Origin of the sequence: Sporofaciens sp. JLR.KK001, from assembly GCF_036941055.1 — a bacterium.
GTDB lineage: Bacteria > Bacillota > Clostridia > Lachnospirales > Lachnospiraceae > Sporofaciens.
This window is the reverse complement of sequence record NZ_JAYMNO010000001.1, coordinates 1-19,049: the sequence shown is the minus strand read 5'-3', so window position 1 is coordinate 19,049 and position 19,049 is coordinate 1. Positions and strand designations below refer to the sequence as shown.

The following is a 19,049-nucleotide window of genomic DNA, read 5'->3' as shown; positions in this document are numbered from 1 at the left end:
TAGGGTAACTCATTCACTTTATGCCGGCAGATTTAGCAGTCTTCAGGATGAATCACTGACAACTGCATCTGTCGACATCTGTTTCAACACAGGCAGCTTTTTACTGGCTGCCTGTATCTGGAGATAAATATGGAGACAACACACTGCCTCGCGGATGCCAAACATATCCGCCGATTCTTAGATGCCTGTGACGGGAACTGGCATCGCTGTATTTATATTAATTGTGTCAACTGCAGAGCAAAGAGTTCCTGCAATCAGCCTGGATTCCTGTTTTGCCCGGATCACCGGGCCGTCCCGCTGGTTCTTCCTCTTCCGGATGCAAATATGCTTTTCGCCTGCCGTCCGGAACCCACAGAATGCCTTGCAGTATCTAAAGATTCTGTCTTCCTGGATATGTATGCACAATTCCTAAAAGAACAGAAGATCCTCTCTCCGGACTGTCCCTGTATGGCACTGTTAGACATCCAGAATAAGGACTGCTATGACTGGTAATAAAGCAGATATATTTATTTTTACATCGATCCGTTGCACTTTCTCTGCCTGTCACGTATAGAGAAAAGAAAAACCGGAGGGATGACTTATGAGAAATCTTACCACCATCATACAACTCATTGACCAGACATTTACCAGCTTAATCTTCATACCCATGTGTTTTATCCTATACTGCAGGTTCTTTCCTTCCAAAGAGAGAAGTAAAAGGACGCATATCTTTTACCGGGTATGGATCATATTGGTGATTTTGTTCCTGCTCCGGTATTTCTGTGATAAATTTATCTTTACCGCAGTCAATTATCCAAGATTTACAGACAGCGGCCTGTTTCCACTGATTCAGGCGATATTTTATCCGGAGGTATAATAGCGGTCAGCAAGCTTTTTAGCAAGTTAAATTTTCAGGCAAGGAAGGATAAGAAAATCATAAGGCGATTGGGACCTGACAAAAATCCCTTTCCTACATACAATCGCATTTAAAAGCATCCAAAATAAGCATTGGAAGATTTGTGTAATCACAATTTTTTAGTGCTTATTCTTTCGCTTTATCACATTAACGTATTAACTGGAGGAAATTGGGGAAAAGTCCCAAATTGGCACCTGTTTTTGCTCTTGCCTTATAGGAATCCGTTGCTTATTTACTTATAATATACGTATATAAAACGTAAGAATTCTTATTTCTAAGCATTTTATACATATACAAAACGTAAGAGAGGTGAACATTTATGAAAAAACAGACAATACGCTGCCCCTACTGCGGCAGTCCTGCAATCTTAAAAGATGCTTCCTATGTATATGGCCATAACTCATCCGGTGGAAAGGTCTATGTATGCAGCCACTATCCGGCCTGTGACTCCTATGTAGGAGTCCATCAGGGGACATCCCTGCCGAAAGGCTCTCTGGCGAACCGCACGCTCCGTAAGAAACGCATCCAGGCCCATCAGATTTTCGACCAGCTTTGGAGAAAGGGAATTTTCAGCCGCGAGGAGGCTTACCGGTGGATTGGCGATAAATTCTGTCTGCAGACCCGTCAGGCACATATCGGGAATTTCAGTGACTATATGTGCGACCAGCTGATACAGGAAGCTTCCAAAGTTCTACAGAATAACCACATACCGCTTGGTATGGCCGGATAAAAAGGAGGGATACCATGGATGGAATCATGAGTTATGAACAGAAACAGCTTGTAACCGCTCATTTAAGCCTTGTCCCCCGGATGGTGCGGGCGCTTACCAGAAGCTTTTCCCATCTGACACAGGATGAGTTTGATGAACTGACACAGACCGGATACCTAGCTCTGTGCAATGCCGCTATGAAATGCAGTCCCACACAGCCCTTCCAGCCTTATGCAAGAGCGGCAGTCCGGAATGCCATTTATGATTACTGGCGGGACTGCGGGAAACGTAAAAACGCGTTCTGCTCTCTGGATGCAATCCTTACTGCCGAAGATGGCAGTACCTATGAGCCGGAATTTATACTCTGTAAAACAGACGCACTGTCCCCAGAACAGGCTGTATTGTCAAAGGAATCCGCTTCTTACTTGAAGAAACTGGAATGTACAGGCAGTAAACATCTGAAAAAGGGAATTACCTCACTCCGCCTCCAGCAAAGCGGGTACACCAGTGCGGAAGTGGCAAAGCTCTATAACGTCCCGTCCAACCATGTCCGGGCATGGCAGAGCAAAGCAAGGAAGCAATTGAGAGAGGATCAGGAATTATATGCGCTTTTAGCATAATTCAAAAATTACATGAAAAAGAGGAGATACTTATTATGCTGACATTATACACCGCAATCGGAAGCTTGAAAATCAAAAGGGATGAGATGGGAAATCCAGTCCCGGTAGTCATCAATAACAGGCAGGAATATGGATTATCCGAACATGAACTTGTACTCTGGAGCTGTCTTGCTTTCCAGATCCTGCAGATTTATGAACTGGAGAAGGCATATAGCAAACGGCTTGCAGATTCCGGCCGCCCAGAAGGACTTTCCTTTTCCCATTACTTAAACCGCCTGCTTCTGCGGGGGCTGATCGTAAAGGGCGATGGGTTGACTGGAGTAGATGCCCTGTACCGGCTGCTTGGAAAACTGCATATCCAGCCAGTTACTGACCATTTTTCGGTACGGCTCTTCACCTGCATCCAGCTCTATCTGGAGGGGAAAATAAGGTTTCGTGATTTCGGGCGGTATCTGAAGAAAGAGAAATGCGATCCAATGGAAGAAACCGTCCTGGAACTCGCCAAAGCGACGGAACTTACCACCGCCGAACTACTCGCCTGTGTAGAGCAGGGGGCAAAAGCAAAAAACCCGAAGGAAGTATGGGATCTGCTTTATGAGGATACGGATACAACCTACGAATCCCTGGCAGATGAAACACAGCTTCTCCACATCCAGTATCCGGTACTGCAGGCAATCGGGAACCTGTACCTTAACAAACAGATTTCATTCCAGCAGTTTTGAAAGGAGAACTATGCCAAAACCATTATTATCAAAGCTGATTGCCCAAGCGGTAATCGGCTTTTTCTTCCTGTTGGTTGGATGTGTTTACGGCATCCATTCCAAAGATGATATTTTTATTATATTGAGCCTGTTCATAGAGCTTTTCAGCCTGATCCGTACCTATAATTTCTACCTATTGATCCACAATGAAGCTTGCTGGGCATTATCTGGAACTTGTGTCAAACAGACCACTCTGCCTTTCAAAAAAGACAGCCAGATTATACTTGTAGCTGAAAACCAAAGAGAATATACGCTTACATTAGATAAGAGTATCAAGCTGCTTCCTGAACATCATTATCGGCTCTACTTCCGGAAATCTGTTGGATTAGATGTTTATATCAGTTACGCTTCTACGGATTTGCTTGGATATGAGGAATTGCCTGAATAACAAAAAAGAAAGGCAGTATATCAACCAAAATTGCCTGCATATACTGCCAATCCCAGATACATTCATTCTATAATTTTGTAATATACTTTCCCCTGTCGGCTTCTGGAATCTTCAAGGCTGCCATTGCCTGTTCTGCTGTCCATTTCGTAGTATCCATCAGGTTTTTAATGTCTTCCAATAATGTTACCTGCCTGGTTTCCCGTTCTTGCTTTTCAAAGTCTTCCTTCATAAGTTCTCTCAACGCTTCACACATGACTTTATCGCACCTCCTTATCGCCTCATAAATCTCCTTATTAGCAGAAACACTGACCTGCAAAACCGCATCTACATTATTTCTGTCTCCTGGTTCGGATATCAGCGCTGCTTCTTCGACAAATGCCCGGACATCCTCTTCCTTCACATGTTTAGAAAGAACACGCAATGTCCGGTGTGTTTCTCTGTTAAGCTGTTTGGTCACTACAACCTGAGTATCAAACAGAGCCTGCTTTCCACTAATATAATATATTCCCGGATAACGCTCCTTAATCTCTAGTCCAAGATTTTTCATTGCTTCAAACATTTCTCTCGGATAGCTTTCCCGGAAAATAGAGATCGTTAGTTCATTAGCCGGAATCTGGTCTACAGTTTCTCCTAACCCTTTATACAGACAGGCATAACCAACCGTTTTATAGTAGTCATCTATGGATAGGGCATCGTCATTACTTTTATACTCCACGACATTAAATTTTCTGAAAATATGGCCAATTTCATTTTCTGTTCTGACATTTGAAAGTTTCTTGATAATCAGCAAATCCATACGAATGGGTTCTTTGCTCAGGTTAAATTCTCTTTGGAATTCAAGGTCACCCTTGTTTGATATAAATTCAAGCTCTGCTGCACCATAAAAACCTGGATGCCATTGAATATTGACAGCTTCAAGAATATCTGCCAACCTCATCCACCTCCGTCCTGTCTTTCGAAAATGTCTTCCTACAATCTTATACTAACATTTAAGATAAAAATTAGCAAGCTATTCCTTCCCTGCAAATTGGTCGAATCAACCCTCTTCATTTCCAAAAATTCTATATATAGAATTTATTTCATTGACTATCACTATATCTTGTGTTATTATAATCATGTATTTAAGTTTTTGTGTTATCCCACATCGGGAGTCTGGACCATTCCTCCAGAGCACACGTGAGTTTAAGTTTGGAAATCAGAGTCATTAGGATAGCCGCACCCTGCGGTCGCTTAATGGCTCTTTTTTTATTTTTAGGAAATCTGAAACATGGATTTCCTATTCTTTTACCTATTTTTATTATTTCAACGCCTAAGAGGGCAGAAAGGAGAAATTTTATGTCAGCAATCATTCATCTCATGGGAAGGGTCACCAGAGATCCCGTCATGCAGCAGGGGAAGAACAACGGTACGGAGTACATCTCTTTAGACCTTGCCACCTCACAAAGAAGCCAGAACGCACAGAGTAATCCGGAAAATCCGTATGAATCCGTTTTCTATCAGTGCTATCTGAACAAACATCTGGCAGAACGGCTTTCGAAAGCGGGAGTCAAGAAAGGGACATGCCTGTATATCTATGGAGATCTTGAACTCCATCCCTTTGTTTACAGCCAGGGACAGAGAGCGGGCCAAGCCGGTTCCAGTGCCAAGATCAATGTACGGGACTGGCAGTTCTGTCTTTCCAATAAGTCAGAAGGAGATGCAGGCGGAAACCAGGCAGGCGCACCGTCGTACAATGGAGGCGCGGCTACGCCGGGAGCCGGAGGATATCCGAATCCAGGTCCGCAAAACGGCGGTTATCAGAATCCTGCCGGCACTGCACAAGGAGGCGCGTATCCTGCCAATGGAAATGCTGCCGGAAACAGGAACTATCCGGGCGGCAGCAATCCATCCGGTGGAGACAGCTATTCCAATGGCGGCAATGGCAATGCGAATGGGAACGGTAATTATTCTAATGCTGGTAACGGCAATTCAGGTGCCAACTACCCGAATAACGGAAATGGCGCTGCAGGCTATCCAAATGGAGGCAGCAACATGGGCAACAGCCCGCAGCCTGCGAACGGAGGAGCCCCGCAAGGCGGTTCTTACCAGGCAAACGCCCCTGCACAGAATGGTTCGTCTAGAAACCAGATGTACCAGCAGCAGAGAGGGAATGCCCAGTACGGCCAGACACCGCCGCAGGGCGGATTTGCCGGGGACGGGTTTACCAATATCCCGGAAGGCATGGCCTCACAGCTTCCCTTCACTGCATAACTTCAGAATTACCCGGTTATGGAGCCTGCCAGCGACAGCCGCTCCTGCAGATCACTTCACGAAAGGAATTGCGTGTTTACGTTTGAACACAGCAGTTCCTTTTTTGCAAATCATCTTTAAACGTAATTTATTTATATGAAAGGAACTCCAAATGAAAACAAGAAAAGTAGAACACAAAAGTATCAAAATGATAAAAGCAGTCGCCATTATTTTATTCCTGGCTCTGCTCTTTACTCCAGAATCAATAGACCGGTCTGTCATTGCCGGCATTGCAATCACCGGGATTGCAGGAAGCTTTCTCTTCCTCCTGATGCCCATGTTACCGCATATCTCAGCCCCGTCTTTCTTAAGAAATACTTACACGCATAAGCGTAAGAAACAAAAGGAGGCCCCCCCTTTCTTTGACATGGAGACGCTGCTGATCCGGCAGATCAGTTACCAGGTCACGGATAAGATTAAGGCAGCTTACCCGGAGGCATCCTGGGAGTATACCCGTCCTGTCAAGGCAGAGTCCCTGTTAAGCTGTGACATCATCCGCATCCGGACCTTCCATACGGGAGATTATAACTTTGCAGATGTTTCCCTGGACCGGTACGGGCATCTGAAGCTCTTCATGATGACCATTACGGATTTCACGCCCCTTCCGGGACAGAAGAATCCGGATGGTGCTAAGACTGATCATCCTGAAAATCCGGCAGAACCTCCTGTCCATGTGGATCCGGAATCCTGGTATTCCCTCATCGGGAAGCCGTTACTGACGGAACTGATCGGAGACCTGCAGGCAAGGGGACTCCGGAAGCTTTTTATCAATGAAGCCGGGGAAATATTTATTTATGCTAACAATACCCCGGAAATAAAAGATACCTTCCAGCATTTCCCGCCCAGAGATTACTGGGCAGCCCTCATGGACATCTTTACCCGTGATGAGCTGAAAGCAGTGGAAACCAATGACACCCTGGAATTATCCTGGGCATAGAAGGGAGAGATTGATTATGGCAAATGGAAATTTATTACCAAACTGGTCCTTTAAGCGAAAGCTGCCGGAACCGTTCGAGGATTATACCGACGACCCGATATTTAAGAATGTTTATCCCAAGCATTGCATACAGCCCCAGAAGCGTTCTACGCTCCATGCGGCGACACTTCGGGCAATCCTAGCATATCTGGAACTGGAGTCACCCACAGGCGGGAAACCGCCGGAGGAACTTGGTGCAATCGGAAGCCAGGGAAATAATTTCACGATTGCGGAATATCCGAGCAAAACCGGGGAACTCCATGTAGTAGCCTACAACCTGATAAACGGCAAGTTTACGGCAGGCTGTTACCAGACACCCCCGGATCCGGAAAACAATCCAGAAAAATATATGCTGAAGGAGGATGACAAAAGCGGCGCTGCCCTGATCTTTGCACTCATCCCAACTGCTATGGCGGATGACGAATTCAATGAGCATTACCAGAAGCTGAAGGATGACCGGGATAACGGCTATCCAAACATGGACGATACGGCAGAGACTGCGGCAATCCTGTGCGATAACCTTTACCGGCGCATCCGTTACGGAACCTCTCTTCCGACTGGCGGAATCCCAAACGATACACCAGGCAACGGTTCCATTTCCCAGATGAAAGCGTTTACGGTACAGAAAGGCACTTATTCCCCAACGGATGTCATTCTTGGGGCTTTCCAGGTTCTAAAGCCTGGGACTTCTACCCTGAAAGTAATGGCAAGCGTTTCCAAAAAAGATTTCGTAGGCAAATACATCCTGTCCGAATCCCGGACACTGACTCCCCAGGAAGAACTCACCGTGCCGCAGCTCCCTGACTGGTATATCATACCGGCAGAGATCAAACGGATCTGCGAACACGCAAAATTAACCACAAATACCGTATCGCCCATGCGGAACTTCTTATTAAGAGGGCCTGCAGGGACAGGGAAGACCGAAGGAGCCAAAGCGATCGCTTCCGGCCTCCATCTCCCATACCGGTGCATTACCTGTTCTGCAAATACCGAGATCTTCGATTTGCTCGGACAGATCCTGCCCGATGTAGACGGGAGGCTTTCCGCCCTCCAGAGCGAATATCCCACCTTCCAGGACATCATGATGGACCCGGCAACGGCTTACCAGAAGCTGACCGGTACTTACGATGAAACGGTGGATGAGGATTCGGTCTACCAGAAGCTGGTGGATACTATTTTCGATGAAATGCACGACCACTACGCAAAGCAGGATTCCCACCAGAAGTTTAAATATGTGGACACTCCGCTGGTAGAAGCGATCCGTTACGGCTATCTTGTGGAACTACAGGAGCCTACGGTCATTGCCAATCCCGGCGTGCTGGTGGGCTTAAACTCCCTGCTGGACCGCTGTAACAGCGTGTTCCTGCCAAATGGGGATGTCATTAACCGCCATCCGGATACCACGATTGTCGTGACTACCAACAATGATTATGCGGGCTGTAAGCAGATGAACCAGTCTGTCATCTCCAGGATGAACCTTGTGATCGACCTGGATGAGCCGGCTACCGGCCGCTACCGCCAGGGACTGCAGACGCTGATGGAGTGGGACGATTCCGATGGCGCCGGACTTGCATACACGGATAACTATAAGATCCACATCAATGCCGGAAACCACATTACCCAAAGCTTCCCGTCCCGGATGCTGCGCTCCGAAAGCCTTGTGGGAATGAACGGCCATGAAACGGCCCATCTCTTATTTACAGACTTTACAACCCTTGGGTTATATCTGCGCAGCATGGAGAACGGCTCCTTCTATCCAGAAGAACCTTCTTTCGATGACCAGTACCAGGAAAGCTGTGAGGAAATGCTGGAAGCCGTGCATGAAAAAGACAAGGCTGTATGCCTGACGCTTTCTGAGTGCGCCTCTCATATCAGCAACATTTTAGAAGACATTTACATCGAAGCCCGTATGTGTGACGCCTATCCCGGCATTTTTAAGCAGGGGATCGAGCTGAACTGCCTGCGGATGAATGAACTGATGCCGTCCCTTCAGAGCCAGATTGACAATGGCTTCTCGGATTTTTCCATTGTGGCAAACCTTCTCCTGCAATACTGCAGGGCAGGTACAGTGAATAATCTCCACGGTTACACCGGTCCCTATCTGGATTACCTGGAGGACTGCGTGCCTTTCGTGGAAGAATCCATTTATTCGGATGACGTAAAAGACCGGCTCCATGCCTCCAACCACATCCTGGGGATTCTCTGGGAGTATATCAAGCCAATGGTGGAGGACACCAGGGACAGGCTTAAATCTGCTTCGGAGGAGGATGCGAAAAACCTGTTAAGTGAGATCCTTGGCGATCAGATCCAGGGCGGCGCCCCTCTGCCCTCCGGCAAAAACGGGGCAATGCCAAAGCAGGCGGAAGCCGGAAAGAAGGCACAAAGTTCTTCTTCTCCTCTGCAGTTTTCTCCACAGGCACGCCAAAATATCATGTCCGGTGTGCAGGATGTGGTGACGGAAGAAGGCGACCGGATCCAGCTTGCAAAAACTTCCACCATTTTAGAAGGAAACAATCCAGGCATTACTTATAACCACCAATACTTGGGTTCCGGTTATGAGAAATCTGCCAGCGACCTTTTCCGTATCCTGAACAGTGTGGCAACGGAAAAAGCGGAGGAACAATACCAGCAGGAAATGACGGAAGAACTGCAGAAAGCGGCCAATGATATCCATTACGGCAACGCCCATGCAGGAATCCATGTGACGGTAAACTGGATGTGCAGTGTACCGGATGATCTGGTAAAAGCATATCAGTCCGTTGCACCGCCTCTTCTCCGGGCTTCAAAGAGGTTACAGAAGACCATCGCCCCACTCCTAAAGGAAGAAAGCGAAGGCGGGAAATTAAAAAACCTGCAGTTTGGAAAACGCCTGGATACAAGGGCGCTGCACCATGAGGACGGTACATTTTTTACAAGGACGAGGCTCCCTTCGGAAGAGCAAAAGCTGGCGGTAGGACTCCTAATTGATGAAAGCGGCTCCATGAGCAGCTTCGACCGGATCACTTATGCAAGGATGACAGCGATTGTACTCTACGATTTCTGTCAGAGCCTGCAGATACCGGTCACCATCTACGGGCATACCACGCCGGACTGTGAAGCCGGGGTGGCGCTGTATTCTTATGCAAAATTTGACTCCATAGATACTTCTGACCGTTATCGTTTAATGGACATGAGCGCCAGAAACGGCAACCGGGACGGCGCCGCCTTGCGTTATGTTGCAGAGCATCTGAGCAAACGTCCGGAAAACCAGAAGCTGCTCATCATCATTTCTGACGGGCAGCCTGCTGATTATGGATACAGCGGCACTGAGGCGGAGGCGGATCTGCGCGGGATTAAGAAGGAATATTCAAAGAAGGGAATCATTCTCTTTGCGGCTGCTATCGGCTCAGACAAGGAGAACATCAAACGGATCTATCAGGATGGATTTCTGGATATCACAAAGCTCGAAGAACTGCCGAAGAACATGGCGCTTCTTGTAAAGCAGTATTTAAAATAATGACATGTTGAAATTCGTATTGTGCCGTATATTACCTGATGAGATGGTTCCTACGGTACTATGCGAAATAGCTTAATAATATTTAGAAAGAAGGGACATTGATTCATGAATCAGAATTATCAGACGAGGATTTCCCCTCAGATCTGCAAAGTACAGACCGACCGGAAGCTGATCGCCGTCTATGACCAGTTGAAATGCGCTGCGCTGACACACTATGCACAGATCCATGCCAAAGGCGAGTATAAGGAAAATGACCATAAGGCAAATTCCCTGATCAAGCTCACCATCCAGGACTATTCCAACGGCACCGGCGATAAGAATATAATCGCCCAGTTCAACCTGGCTCCCGAACAGATCCCGTTTATTTTAACCCGGATCACTGCAGGGTTCCAGGAATTTGAATGGTCCCAGAGTAAGATCTACGGTGTGCCTGATGCGCAAGGATATTCTACGGCACAGCAGTTCTCTATCTCGCGTCACGTCTGCGACTCCAGCGGGCGGCCCATGAAGAGCCCGTGGCGGATTCAGATTGTAAACGGGAAAGGCGTGAAAGTCCAGAACCAGAAAGGCGGTTCCTATATGAAATCCGGAAGCTTTTTCGCGGAGAAAAATGCGTTTATCCAGCTGACGGATATGGACCTCTATACGCTCCTAAAGCGCACGGATTCCTATATCACCAACTGGGAAGCGTGTATGGCGCCGTCACTGATCGCAAACGGAAAGCAGGCGTATGAGAAACAACAGCAGGACTGGCAGTCACAGAATCTGGGGCAGGATCAAGGGTATGCTCAGAATGGGCAATATCAAGGGCAGGCCCAGAAATATTCCCAAAACAGTCAGTACCAAGATCAAACCCAGAATTATACACAGAACGGACAATATCAGGGACAGGCTCAAAACTACGCTCAGAACGGACAGTATCAGGGGCAGAATCAGACTTATGCTCAGCATGGGCAGTACCAGAATCCGGCTCAAAGCAGTTCCTATGCTGCCTGATTCCGTTTGCCCACGTTGCACATGAAAGAGAATCCCCAAAAATATTACAGAATACACCAAGTCAATAAATAACAGTATGTACTCTCTGAAATTATGAATATCTGATTTCAGATGTATATCACATATCAATCTGGAAAGGAAGCGGCTCTATGGCAGCTTCTTTTCCGTTAGAAAGAAGGTGAATCTATGAAATATACCGATATCTGCACATTGGATGCACAGGGGCGGATCGTGATCCCGACCAAGATGCGTAAGATTTTAAACCTTGTGAATCAGGATTCTCTGGAAGCGGAGCTTTCCGGCCAGGAGATTCATCTTAGGAAATGCGGGGAACTGCCAATAGATACACACAGGCTCGCATCCCTCCTTACCATCCTGTACAACAGCAACCGGCACACCGTTGCCCTCTGCTCCGATACGCAGGTCGTTAGCGCAGTAGGAGGTTTTCTTCCGGACAGAACCCCTGTCTCCAAGGAACTTTCTGCCTACATTCAGACTAAAAAAGAATATCTCCAGGACATGGGCAGACCAATCTATCTCACCTCCTGTCCAGGAGCGCCAGTCGCTGCACTTTTCCCTGTCCATGCCGAAAAGACTCTGGCATTAGCAGTGCTTTCTGCAAAGCCGCTTACCGAGGTGGAGATCGGCTGTGCAAGGTTAGTTGCAGCCACAATCGCACGTGAATTTGATTAGCAAAAAACAATCTGAACAGGAAACAGTCACTATCCTATACAGATTTCAATCACGAAAATTACAATCTACACCATCTATTTAAAAGAAAGGACAAAAATACTATGAAAAAAATACATCTATTAACCCCGGAACAACAACAGTTTGCAGAGCAGAACCATCAGATCGTAGACCGTTTTCTCTCCAGAAAAAGGCTGGATGCAGAAGAATTTTATGATGTTGTCATCTTCGGCTATCTGTTAGCCGTACAGGAATATCTGGAGAAACCCAGATTAGCCGATTATGCCTTCAGTACCATTGCATGGCGCAACATGAATGACTGCCTCATCAATGAATATACCTACTGGAGCCACGGGAAGCGTTCGGCTGTTACCGGTCCCTTAGAGGAGGAATATCTGTCCATTGACACGCTTCTCCCCAACCAGATGCAAAGGGCGGAGGAAACTCTGGATAACCAGAAACTGTTGGTCAAGCTGCTTGCCTATATCACCCCGAAAGAACAGGAAGTGGTCCGTCTGAAAGCGGACGGCTACACCTATCAGGAGATTGCAGAGAAATGCAGCCTCACCGTATATGGCGTGGAAAGCCGTTTCAGCCGGATGCGCCGGCGGTTACGAAGTCTTGCCCTGATGTAGAGGAGGATTCCTATGAACGATTTGCAAATACAACGGGCGGCAGAGCTTCTTCAGAATGAATTTGGCCCGGAATGGCAGACCATTGCCGGAATGCTCGGCACAGAAGGACTGCGGAAGCGTGTAGGCAAAGAGCTCACATCCTTTATGGCGTTTCCAGAGCGCGGAAATGGCGGAGATAACCACTGGAGAGGAAACTGCTCTCCGGAAGTGGTTGCTTCCATCCTGCGCTATGTTCTGGACTGCAAGCGTTACTACGGCAAAGATATAAGCCAGTTTACCCTGATGGACCCCATGAGTGGTTCCGGCACTTCCCAGACTGTAGCAGACCAGTTTCAGGTACGTTCATTGCTTTATGACCTGAATCCTGTACCTGCTTATGGCTATGAGAACTGGAACGCATTAAAGAATGATGTGGAGGACTCGGCAGACCTGATCTTCTTTCATCCGCCGTACCACGACATCATCAAATACAGCGGAAATATGTGGGGACAGCCTCACCCGGATGACCTGTCGAGATGTGAGAACTATCAGGACTTCCTGGAGAAATTGAATTACTGTATCCGGAAGTTTTTCTTTGCGTTACGCAAGGACGGCAGGCTTGCGGTACTGGTTGGGGATATCCGGAAAGACGGTCATTTTTACAGCATGCAGAACGACCTGATGCGTATGGGTGAATTTGAATCCTTTCTTGTAAAGGGGCAGTTCAACTGCGTGTCGGATAACCGCAGGTATAAAAAGCCGTTCATCCCGGTCGTTACGGAATATGTGCTGATTCTAAAGAAAGCCGATTCCCTGACAGTCCCCTTTTCCTGCAGGCAGGACGGCTGCCTGTCGGTAAGCCAGACGGATCTTCAGACCATTACCTGGCACCATCTGATCCGGATGACCATGGAAAGCATGGGAGGGACGGCGGCATTATCGGATCTATACGCTCTGCTTCGGAACCATCCCAAAGCGCGGAAGAACCCGCACTATGAGGACCGGATCCGGGCAACCATCTACGAGCATCCGGATCAGTACCTCCGGACTGCCCAGGGATGCTATCAGTTAAACTATGCAGTAGCCTAAAAACGAAAAACTAAATCTCACGTGGAACTAAACAAATCCGCAATTTTAAGAAAGGAAACCATCTACTATGAAAAGACACCGAAAAGAACCATTACAGAATGTCAAGAAAACCATCGTCACCATGACCGGCACCCCGTCCCTGCCCCTCCGTATCGGGGAAAACGCATGGATCCGTACCCGTCATCAGTTCTTTACAACTTCTATGGTCTTAAAGATTATGGAAGTGGCGGAAGACGGTATAAAATTTGAGACCTGCAACACGATTTACCATCTCAGATACGAAACCATTTCTGCCGAAAGCGGGGTGATGTGCGCTTGACAAAGATTCAAGAACTGGGAAGCAGCCTTCAAAAGCTGCTTTCCACCCTAAAGAAAAACCGTGAAATGATCCCTCTTGAAGTCCTGAAATCCCATTACCAGCAGCCTTATTACGCTCTGATCCGGGAGATTAACAAAACTGCATCTGCATTTGCAAAGGCGGTCCTTATCAATCATCTTATCCTAAATCCAGATATCTCTTTAGATAAGCAGGCGGCTGTCATCAACCAGGTGATTGCAGAGTCCGGCATAGATCGACAAATGAGTTCCTGTATTTCCAGAACCTACAATGTTGAGCAGCTTTACCAGATGGCATTGGAGCTTCGGCAAAAGATTGAATGTGCCTTATGGCCATACATCGACCTGAAAACCTGCCTGGTGTTTGACTTGGACAATCCGGATGCGGAACCTGTCACCTATAATACCTTGACGAGGCAAATCTGCAGAGATGGAATCTGGGAGAATCAGGAGTTAGATCTTCAGTGGAAATTTTTATTTTATCCAAATGCAAGGATTCATCCAGGCGATGAATCAGTCAAAGAAGAAAAGGAGGAGAATGGCTATGACTACACATATGGAACTGAAAACAGCTGCACACCTGTCAGATCAGGAAACGGAGAAAATCTACCGCATACGGCAGTGCCTTTACTGGAAAATGGATTTTATCAGCCGCTGCAGGGAACGTAAAAAGGAAGAAATCGGCTTATGCAACCTTCCTTACCAAACGCTTTCCGAGGAGAAAAAGCTTCTTGATCTGGCATATGAATTATATAACGATATGGAAGATTCCAATACTGCCTATAATGTGACCCTTGATCTTGTCATTGATGAAACCTGGAAATACATAAAAGATAATCCATGCTGGAATATGGAATCGGAGGTGGATGAGTAATGGCAAATATCTGCTGTGATGATGTCTATTTCTATTCACAATCCAATCCTGAACATCTGGCTGCATTGTGGGAAGACCTGGAGACATCCATTGCCTTCTGCAGCAATGAAGATCTTGCATGGATTGGGAACCTGTTTGAATTAAAGAAAATCTCTGCAGAGGGGATTTCTCTCCGTGGGACAATAATCTATATGGAACGGAATCCGGACAACATCCTTCTCAGTACCTCTGCAGCATGGTCTCCGCTTTACGAAGCATACCAAGCGATTGCCAAAGCCTATCAGGTGGATTTTGTCATGCAGAGCATAGAACCGGGATGCAACACCTATATCAATACCGATTATTCCGGTCAGTATTTCCCAGACCATTATGCTGTGTCCGTGGAAGATGAAGCGTTCCTGACACCGGCAGGTATTCTGGCAGGTGAGAAACTGGAGCATGGAGAACTATTTACTACGGATGCTACTCTGATGGAGCGCTTTGCCAAGATGGGATATCCCGCAGATATACTGGAAATGCTGGATGCGCTTTTGGGAGATACAGGAATTGAAGTCCACTGCTTTGAAGATCCTTATTCCCTGAGTGATTTAACAGACGAGGAGGAATGATGTATGAAGCTATATGTATTATGCAGTTATGGAGACGGTCTGAATGATCCCGATGTCTCCACAGATTATCAGGAACTCTATGAAAAGATGGAGAAAAGCTACCGAATGACTCTGGATCACGTTTCCCAGACAGAAGAAGAACAGGAAAATACCTATCTGAGCGGATACAGCGCCAGGGCTGTCATACATGGTGAATGGATGGAATGGTCCATTACAGAGCTGGAAATTCCAATTTCCCGTCTATCATAAATCCAAAAGCGCAAATGTATTCTGAGCCGCCTGATTTTCGGGCGGCTCATTTCCTCCAACAGAACCCTGAAAACCCGGAATTTTCTTTTTCCCTATTGGATAGGCACATACTTTTTGTTATAATAAATTTACAATTATGGAGGTAACCATATGAGTATTCAATCGGACGTGGAAATGTTATCTATTCAGGCTTTGGAGTATTATGCAAGGGCTCATAAGTTATCTGAAACCGATACGGTCCATTTATTCCACAAATATCAAGTTTTTGAAAAAATAATCTTACAGCATGAATATCTGCACCAGTTAGATTTTAGTGAAACACTCAATTACATCGAAGAAATTATAGATGAAGGCACATCCACCTTGATTTTATATCATGGTTCTAATATTGCCTTTGACCGTATTGATTTGTCTAAATCCCATAACCGCAGGGATTTTGGACGTGGTTTTTATTGCACCATACTGGAGAAACAGGCAAGCGAATGGGCGCACCGTCTGTATATGAGGAATCTATCTGGCAAAGAATATGTTTATCAGTATGTTTTTCACCAATCAGAATCTCTTAAAATAAAGCATTTTTATGCATTGGATGCCGAATGGCTGGAGTTTATCAAGAATAACCGCATCAAAGGCGGAATCCAGCACTCCTATGATGTTGTGATTGGTCCTGTTGCAGATGATAATACGATGGAAACTGTTCAGCTCTATATGTCTGGTATTTTGAAATCCAGTGAAGCTGTAGAAAGATTGCGGTATAACAAAGTAAATAATCAGGTTTCTTTCCATACACCGCATGCTTTGAAACATTTGAAATTTGAGATTCGCAAGGAGGTTCTCTCATGATGGAAGGAAAATATTTTTTTAATGGAAAAGATATTACTATGAATATGTGCATCCAGATTCGGGATGTGATTGACATTATTCAGGCAACAACCGGTTTGAATTTTCCAGACGCAACTTTGGCTTTTTATGAGTCCAAAACGTACAAGGCCCTTCAGAACACAGACAACACCCTATGGGCAGAATCTGCCGGTTATATCGCAGACCGATATTTTGAAGAATGTACAGAAACAAGCTGTGTTTAAAGAAATATTCCAAGCCGCTCATATTGGGCGGCTCTTTTCAGCAGCATACAAAAAGTGATTTTTACCTGCAAAACTCACACGCACGACGACCTTATTGCGGTATCTGCCTTATATGCCGCTGCATCCCTATTGCTAACAATACCTGATATAATAGTCCTCCAGAGAGATATTACATTCTTCCTTTGCGTCTACAAACTGGTATTCCTTTATCAGTTTTTGTCTCTCCCCGGCATCCTTCTGGATCTTCATGATGATTGAGGCAACCTCCAAATCCTCGTAGATGTGGCAGATTAATACATCCATCAACTCTTTCAATACCGGCCAGCGTTCATACTCCGATTTTAAATCGATCCGTAGAATCCCCATCTTCCTTCCGTCAACCGCATACTTCAGAGAAGGGCATACTTCAAGCGTTCCGATCAATAATCCGGTTTCCTTATCTAGAACACTCCACCTGACAAAATCTCTTGCCTCATACCGGCTCAGCCAGTATTCCACACACTTCCGGAACTTATCCTTATCTGTATAATAAAAATCATCTCCACAGCAGTCTCCATTGAAATAACGTGCAGCTTCCGGATCAGAATAACAGGGAAACAGCCCCTCCACATCTCCTGCCTCCAGTTTCCTTATCTTGAAATGCTCGGTTTCATATTCCGGGCATACGGTAAATACATCCATGTTCTGTCCCATCCTTACTGTTCTATTTATCTTTTTGTAGTTTGTCAATTCATTGCTGACACCATATTCTATTATACAGAACTTACGTTCTTTTATCAAGCAGATATTTCCATTTTTCTTTTCCATATTTTGTCAGTCTTTGTAAAAGTATTCCCTATATTTTGTTTTATATTCATCAAATAAACTATATTTTGTGTTTTATTGTTTGACACGGACAATATATAGTGCTAATATAATATTGTAATTATTTTTTGTGTCAGTCCGACAAGGATATCACACGCGGTTTAGGTTTGTATATTAAGTCAGGAGGATTACTATGCCCGGCATAGGAACTTCTGGCTTTTTTGTTTGTAGAAGGGCAGATGCCGCTTCTGCATTTTGCAGTTTTTCTGCAGTAATAGGAGAATGGACGCTTAAAGTGTACGTTCTCTTTTTTTGCCTGAACGCAGATGGAAGGAGGCGGAAGAACAACGATCCTTCCGGAAGACACCATAAGAAAAGGAGGTCTCAAATGACATACGAAACTTTTAGGAATGAAGTTTTGCAGGGTTTACAGTGCAGAGAAATCGGTAATGTCAGTCTCAGCCTTACAAAAAAACTGAAACCCAATGGACAAATGAAGTACGGAGTAGTTTTCAACAATCTAACTACGAATACATCTCCCGTAGTCTATCTGGAAGAATATTATGAATTTTATCAAATAACGCGGGATCTTGATACAGTCATTGACATGCTCGCAGGCTTGTACCGTACTTTACCTGTAATACAATTGGATAAAAAGAAATTTTTTGATTTTTCCACAGCCAAAAGCAGGATCATCATGAAACTGGTCAACACAGCCAAAAACCGCATATTATTAGAAACAGCTCCACACATCCCATTCCAGGATCTGTCTATTGTTTACTACTATCTCATCAGTAATTCAGACGGCATAATCCTGGATATGCCGGTTAATGACAAGCTGTTAATGAAATGGGGCGTTGATACCCTGACACTGCATCAGCAGGCTGTGACAAATTATAACCGTTTACTGCCGGTAAAATTCGGTAATCTAAATCAGTTCCTTCTGGAGAACGGTTCTCTAGAAAAGGAATATTACACCGCGATATCTGACAATAACGGAAGCGAAGAACTGTATTTTTTATCAAATGAATTTTTAACAGGCGGCGCTGTCTTAATGACCTGTAAAAATCTGATGGACGAGATTGCAGATTTCTTTAAAGAGGATTTCTATATTCTCCCAAGCAGCGTCAATGAAGTACTCCTGTTTCCAGAATCCAAAGCGCCTCCCAAAGAGAAGCTGGACAAGATGATACAGGAAATCAATCGAGACTATCTGGAACCGGAGGATTATCTTTCCGACCATGCTTATTATTACAGCAGGTCCGGACAGGATTCAAACGCTTACTATATTCAAAGCCTGTTCCAACATTCACCTAAAAGCATATCTTAGAATTACCCAAAATCAACAAAAGAAAGGACAACTATTATGAACCAGATTCAGAAAATTACTTCTCTGGTGCAGGAATTAAACGAGCACAGACACGCTTATTACAACTTAAATGCACCGACGATCACAGACAAGGATTATGACCGGCTGTTTGATGAGCTTCAGAAGCTGGAAGAGGAGACCGGATTCATCCTCTCCAATTCCCCCACCCAGACGGTTGGCTATTACCCAGTCAGCAATCTA

Annotated in this window: 24 protein-coding genes; 22 read left to right on the top strand and 2 right to left on the bottom strand. The window is 45.6% G+C overall.

Translation table 11 applies throughout. The annotated features are described in order from the left end of the window. Window positions 1-129 precede the first annotated feature (129 nt). The 6 genes from VSQ62_RS00120 (at window position 130) to VSQ62_RS00095 (ending at window position 3,373) form a co-directional block, all read left to right on the top strand. Window positions 130-492, top strand: coding sequence for a hypothetical protein (locus tag VSQ62_RS00120; protein WP_334632516.1), 363 nt, complete (start codon window positions 130-132; stop codon window positions 490-492). Window positions 493-580: 88 nt separating this feature from the next. Next, the gene (locus tag VSQ62_RS00115) at window positions 581-856 is read left to right on the top strand and encodes a hypothetical protein (RefSeq protein ID WP_334632514.1); all 276 of its coding nucleotides are present in this window, start codon (window positions 581-583) and stop codon (window positions 854-856) included. Window positions 857-1,214: 358 nt separating this feature from the next. After that, a complete protein-coding gene (locus tag VSQ62_RS00110; protein ID WP_334632512.1) occupies window positions 1,215-1,625 on the top strand; it encodes a zinc-finger-containing protein in 411 nt (136 codons plus the stop codon). Between the two features lie 14 nt (window positions 1,626-1,639). Further along, window positions 1,640-2,224 (top strand): sigma-70 family RNA polymerase sigma factor, encoded by a 585-nt coding sequence (locus VSQ62_RS00105; protein ID WP_334632511.1) that lies wholly within the window; start codon window positions 1,640-1,642, stop codon window positions 2,222-2,224. A gap of 35 nt (window positions 2,225-2,259) precedes the next feature. Next, complete coding sequence (locus VSQ62_RS00100; protein WP_334632509.1) at window positions 2,260-2,946, top strand: cell division protein; 687 nt, start codon at window positions 2,260-2,262, stop codon at window positions 2,944-2,946. Between the two features lie 10 nt (window positions 2,947-2,956). After that, window positions 2,957-3,373, top strand: coding sequence for a hypothetical protein (locus tag VSQ62_RS00095; RefSeq protein WP_334632506.1), 417 nt, complete (start codon window positions 2,957-2,959; stop codon window positions 3,371-3,373). Between the two features lie 67 nt (window positions 3,374-3,440). Here the strand turns inward: VSQ62_RS00095 and VSQ62_RS00090 are convergent, their stop codons facing one another. Further along, window positions 3,441-4,310 (bottom strand): hypothetical protein, encoded by an 870-nt coding sequence (locus VSQ62_RS00090; protein ID WP_334632504.1) that lies wholly within the window; start codon window positions 4,308-4,310, stop codon window positions 3,441-3,443. 398 nt (window positions 4,311-4,708) lie between these two features. On the opposite strand from VSQ62_RS00090, the gene VSQ62_RS00085 reads away from it, so the two are divergent. The 14 genes from VSQ62_RS00085 (at window position 4,709) to VSQ62_RS00020 (ending at window position 16,675) form a co-directional block, all read left to right on the top strand. Further along, entirely contained in the window at window positions 4,709-5,623 is a 915-nt protein-coding gene (locus VSQ62_RS00085) for a single-stranded DNA-binding protein (protein ID WP_334632502.1), read from the top strand. Between the two features lie 151 nt (window positions 5,624-5,774). Beyond that, entirely contained in the window at window positions 5,775-6,599 is an 825-nt protein-coding gene (locus VSQ62_RS00080) for a hypothetical protein (RefSeq protein ID WP_334632500.1), read from the top strand. Window positions 6,600-6,615: 16 nt separating this feature from the next. Beyond that, complete coding sequence (locus VSQ62_RS00075) at window positions 6,616-10,134, top strand: cobaltochelatase CobT-related protein (protein WP_334632498.1); 3,519 nt, start codon at window positions 6,616-6,618, stop codon at window positions 10,132-10,134. A gap of 105 nt (window positions 10,135-10,239) precedes the next feature. Next, window positions 10,240-11,130 (top strand): hypothetical protein, encoded by an 891-nt coding sequence (locus VSQ62_RS00070; RefSeq protein WP_334632496.1) that lies wholly within the window; start codon window positions 10,240-10,242, stop codon window positions 11,128-11,130. 186 nt (window positions 11,131-11,316) lie between these two features. Further along, entirely contained in the window at window positions 11,317-11,823 is a 507-nt protein-coding gene (locus tag VSQ62_RS00065) for an AbrB/MazE/SpoVT family DNA-binding domain-containing protein (protein WP_334632494.1), read from the top strand. Between the two features lie 101 nt (window positions 11,824-11,924). Beyond that, the gene (locus VSQ62_RS00060; protein ID WP_334632492.1) at window positions 11,925-12,455 is read left to right on the top strand and encodes a sigma-70 family RNA polymerase sigma factor; all 531 of its coding nucleotides are present in this window, start codon (window positions 11,925-11,927) and stop codon (window positions 12,453-12,455) included. 12 nt (window positions 12,456-12,467) lie between these two features. Continuing rightward, the gene (locus VSQ62_RS00055; protein ID WP_334632490.1) at window positions 12,468-13,523 is read left to right on the top strand and encodes a TRM11 family methyltransferase; all 1,056 of its coding nucleotides are present in this window, start codon (window positions 12,468-12,470) and stop codon (window positions 13,521-13,523) included. 67 nt (window positions 13,524-13,590) lie between these two features. After that, window positions 13,591-13,842, top strand: a complete 252-nt coding sequence (locus tag VSQ62_RS00050) for a hypothetical protein (RefSeq protein WP_334632488.1) — start codon at window positions 13,591-13,593, stop codon at window positions 13,840-13,842. Beyond that, window positions 13,833-14,528: a hypothetical protein gene (locus tag VSQ62_RS00045; RefSeq protein WP_502957700.1), complete on the top strand. Its 696-nt coding sequence runs from the start codon at window positions 13,833-13,835 to the stop codon at window positions 14,526-14,528. Before VSQ62_RS00050 ends, VSQ62_RS00045 begins: the two co-directional genes overlap by 10 nt. Beyond that, a complete protein-coding gene (locus tag VSQ62_RS00040) occupies window positions 14,497-14,733 on the top strand; it encodes a hypothetical protein (RefSeq protein WP_334632484.1) in 237 nt (78 codons plus the stop codon). The genes VSQ62_RS00045 and VSQ62_RS00040 overlap by 32 nt, the downstream gene beginning before the upstream one ends. Continuing rightward, a complete protein-coding gene (locus tag VSQ62_RS00035) occupies window positions 14,733-15,341 on the top strand; it encodes a hypothetical protein (protein ID WP_334632483.1) in 609 nt (202 codons plus the stop codon). Before VSQ62_RS00040 ends, VSQ62_RS00035 begins: the two co-directional genes overlap by 1 nt. A 3-nt stretch (window positions 15,342-15,344) precedes the next feature. Next, complete coding sequence (locus VSQ62_RS00030) at window positions 15,345-15,590, top strand: hypothetical protein (RefSeq protein ID WP_334632481.1); 246 nt, start codon at window positions 15,345-15,347, stop codon at window positions 15,588-15,590. Between the two features lie 150 nt (window positions 15,591-15,740). Continuing rightward, the gene (locus VSQ62_RS00025) at window positions 15,741-16,433 is read left to right on the top strand and encodes a DUF3990 domain-containing protein (RefSeq protein ID WP_334632479.1); all 693 of its coding nucleotides are present in this window, start codon (window positions 15,741-15,743) and stop codon (window positions 16,431-16,433) included. Beyond that, on the top strand, window positions 16,433-16,675 hold the full coding sequence (locus tag VSQ62_RS00020) for a hypothetical protein (protein ID WP_285825599.1): 243 nt from the start codon (window positions 16,433-16,435) through the stop codon (window positions 16,673-16,675). Before VSQ62_RS00025 ends, VSQ62_RS00020 begins: the two co-directional genes overlap by 1 nt. A gap of 132 nt (window positions 16,676-16,807) precedes the next feature. Here VSQ62_RS00020 and VSQ62_RS00015 read toward each other — a convergent pair whose 3' ends face one another. Beyond that, complete coding sequence (locus tag VSQ62_RS00015; RefSeq protein ID WP_334632477.1) at window positions 16,808-17,356, bottom strand: GNAT family N-acetyltransferase; 549 nt, start codon at window positions 17,354-17,356, stop codon at window positions 16,808-16,810. 511 nt (window positions 17,357-17,867) lie between these two features. Here VSQ62_RS00015 and VSQ62_RS00010 point away from each other — a divergent pair. Together VSQ62_RS00010 and VSQ62_RS00005 are read left to right on the top strand one after the other, a co-directional pair. Next, a complete protein-coding gene (locus tag VSQ62_RS00010) occupies window positions 17,868-18,809 on the top strand; it encodes a DUF5688 family protein (RefSeq protein ID WP_334632474.1) in 942 nt (313 codons plus the stop codon). A 36-nt stretch (window positions 18,810-18,845) separates the two neighbouring features. Further along, window positions 18,846-19,049 (top strand): DNA ligase LigA-related protein (locus VSQ62_RS00005; protein ID WP_502957699.1); only part of this gene is annotated, 204 nt, incomplete at its 3' end.

Excerpts from the sequence above, each read along its gene's own strand:
- VSQ62_RS00030 (WP_334632481.1), top strand. The coding sequence starts at position 15,345 with ATGAAGCTATATGTATTATGCAGTTATGGAGACGGTCTGAATGATCCC.
- VSQ62_RS00115 (WP_334632514.1), top strand. The coding sequence starts at position 581 with ATGAGAAATCTTACCACCATCATACAACTCATTGACCAGACATTTACC.
- VSQ62_RS00080 (WP_334632500.1), top strand. The coding sequence starts at position 5,775 with ATGAAAACAAGAAAAGTAGAACACAAAAGTATCAAAATGATAAAAGCA.
- VSQ62_RS00105 (WP_334632511.1), top strand. The coding sequence starts at position 1,640 with ATGGATGGAATCATGAGTTATGAACAGAAACAGCTTGTAACCGCTCAT.
- VSQ62_RS00075 (WP_334632498.1), top strand. The coding sequence starts at position 6,616 with ATGGCAAATGGAAATTTATTACCAAACTGGTCCTTTAAGCGAAAGCTG.
- VSQ62_RS00050 (WP_334632488.1), top strand. The coding sequence starts at position 13,591 with ATGAAAAGACACCGAAAAGAACCATTACAGAATGTCAAGAAAACCATC.
- VSQ62_RS00085 (WP_334632502.1), top strand. The coding sequence starts at position 4,709 with ATGTCAGCAATCATTCATCTCATGGGAAGGGTCACCAGAGATCCCGTC.
- VSQ62_RS00025 (WP_334632479.1), top strand. The coding sequence starts at position 15,741 with ATGAGTATTCAATCGGACGTGGAAATGTTATCTATTCAGGCTTTGGAG.
- VSQ62_RS00095 (WP_334632506.1), top strand. The coding sequence starts at position 2,957 with ATGCCAAAACCATTATTATCAAAGCTGATTGCCCAAGCGGTAATCGGC.
- VSQ62_RS00010 (WP_334632474.1), top strand. The coding sequence starts at position 17,868 with ATGACATACGAAACTTTTAGGAATGAAGTTTTGCAGGGTTTACAGTGC.
- VSQ62_RS00065 (WP_334632494.1), top strand. The coding sequence starts at position 11,317 with ATGAAATATACCGATATCTGCACATTGGATGCACAGGGGCGGATCGTG.
- VSQ62_RS00100 (WP_334632509.1), top strand. The coding sequence starts at position 2,260 with ATGCTGACATTATACACCGCAATCGGAAGCTTGAAAATCAAAAGGGAT.
- VSQ62_RS00015 (WP_334632477.1), bottom strand. The coding sequence starts at position 17,356 with ATGGATGTATTTACCGTATGCCCGGAATATGAAACCGAGCATTTCAAG.
- VSQ62_RS00090 (WP_334632504.1), bottom strand. The coding sequence starts at position 4,310 with ATGAGGTTGGCAGATATTCTTGAAGCTGTCAATATTCAATGGCATCCA.
- VSQ62_RS00110 (WP_334632512.1), top strand. The coding sequence starts at position 1,215 with ATGAAAAAACAGACAATACGCTGCCCCTACTGCGGCAGTCCTGCAATC.
- VSQ62_RS00055 (WP_334632490.1), top strand. The coding sequence starts at position 12,468 with ATGAACGATTTGCAAATACAACGGGCGGCAGAGCTTCTTCAGAATGAA.
- VSQ62_RS00120 (WP_334632516.1), top strand. The coding sequence starts at position 130 with ATGGAGACAACACACTGCCTCGCGGATGCCAAACATATCCGCCGATTC.
- VSQ62_RS00060 (WP_334632492.1), top strand. The coding sequence starts at position 11,925 with ATGAAAAAAATACATCTATTAACCCCGGAACAACAACAGTTTGCAGAG.
- VSQ62_RS00020 (WP_285825599.1), top strand. The coding sequence starts at position 16,433 with ATGGAAGGAAAATATTTTTTTAATGGAAAAGATATTACTATGAATATG.
- VSQ62_RS00035 (WP_334632483.1), top strand. The coding sequence starts at position 14,733 with ATGGCAAATATCTGCTGTGATGATGTCTATTTCTATTCACAATCCAAT.
- VSQ62_RS00040 (WP_334632484.1), top strand. The coding sequence starts at position 14,497 with ATGGATTTTATCAGCCGCTGCAGGGAACGTAAAAAGGAAGAAATCGGC.
- VSQ62_RS00070 (WP_334632496.1), top strand. The coding sequence starts at position 10,240 with ATGAATCAGAATTATCAGACGAGGATTTCCCCTCAGATCTGCAAAGTA.